The 1072-nt window shown below is 59.8% G+C and carries 2 protein-coding genes; both read right to left on the bottom strand.

Annotated features, from left to right (window positions below; translation table 11 throughout):
* A partial coding sequence (tssI, locus tag AAC083_RS20910; RefSeq protein WP_146181755.1) for a type VI secretion system tip protein TssI/VgrG occupies positions 1 to 887 on the bottom strand: 887 nt, incomplete at its 3' end.
* Between the two features lie 11 nt (positions 888 to 898).
* A partial coding sequence (locus AAC083_RS20905; protein ID WP_181364844.1) for a PAAR domain-containing protein occupies positions 899 to 1072 on the bottom strand: 174 nt, incomplete at its 5' end.

Below are 1072 nucleotides of genomic sequence, written 5' to 3'. Positions count from 1 at the left end.
AGGGCTGCGCTGTTGGACTTGCCACTGCCCGCCACAGCGTCATTGCGCAGCGCATCGAGGCGGTGCTGGGCAAACGCCTTGCCACTGCCGTCCTGCTTGTAGCGGCCCGGATAGTCAAAGTGCTGGTAGGTGTCGCGCTGGTGCTCGAGCTCTGCGCCCTGCTTTTTGTGAGATAGGCCGTAAGCCGGGGTTTTAAAGCTGTAGTCTTTGAGCTCTACATCCGAGGGGCGCACCGATTCGCGGTAGTGGAACTGGCGCACATAGGCACCCTGTTCCAGCGAACGGTTGCCGAGGTTAAAGAACAGCTCGGGGCCAGCTGTTAATGCCGCCGCATCGTCGGCAAACACGATACGGTGCTTGCCTGCTTCAAACTCATGGAAGTAGAACAGCCCCTCTTCGGCGGCCAAACGGTTCAAGAAATCGAGGTCGGTCTCGCGGTACTGCACGCAGTATTCGCGCTGGGCATGCTCGTTTTTCAGGGCAAAGGCGTAGTCGGTGATGCCGTGCTCTTGCAGCAAAATGGAGAGGATTTCGTCCGGCTTCTGTGCCTGGAAGATGCGGGAGTTTTGGCGTAATCCCAATCGCCACAGGGCAGGTTTGACTTGCAAGCTGTAACGGGTGCGGCGAAAGCCGCTGTCCCCTTGCGCAAAGTCGCTCACTACCCCGCACACCCGGCGTTGCAGCTCGCCGTGGTACCACACCATCAGCTCGCAGGGCTGGTCCAGCACAGCACCGAAATCGATATCGGGCTGAGCGCTGGCCACCTCCAGTTTGAGGCTAAACGGGCTGTTCAAGCCCTCATCCAGCTTGAAGCTCGCGACCGCAAAGGTGTTGTCAGCCAGTGCGCCAACCTTGACGGTGAATTGTAATCCAGTGCTCTGTGCCATGACCTTGTTCCTTATCCTGCTTGCCCGCTGCCCGAACCAATCACCACGCCACCACAATCCACCGCTGTGCCGGTGATAGCGATGGGCTTGCCGTTCACCAATACCGAGCCCACACCACCGGCAATGCTACGCGGATGGGGCGGGTTATTCGGCTTGTCGTGCGGCGCCAGCGGGTCACCCTGACG

This window comes from Aeromonas sp. HMWF014 (assembly GCF_963878295.1).
GTDB lineage: Bacteria > Pseudomonadota > Gammaproteobacteria > Enterobacterales > Aeromonadaceae > Aeromonas > Aeromonas popoffii.
This window is presented reverse-complemented; position numbering and strand designations above follow the sequence as displayed.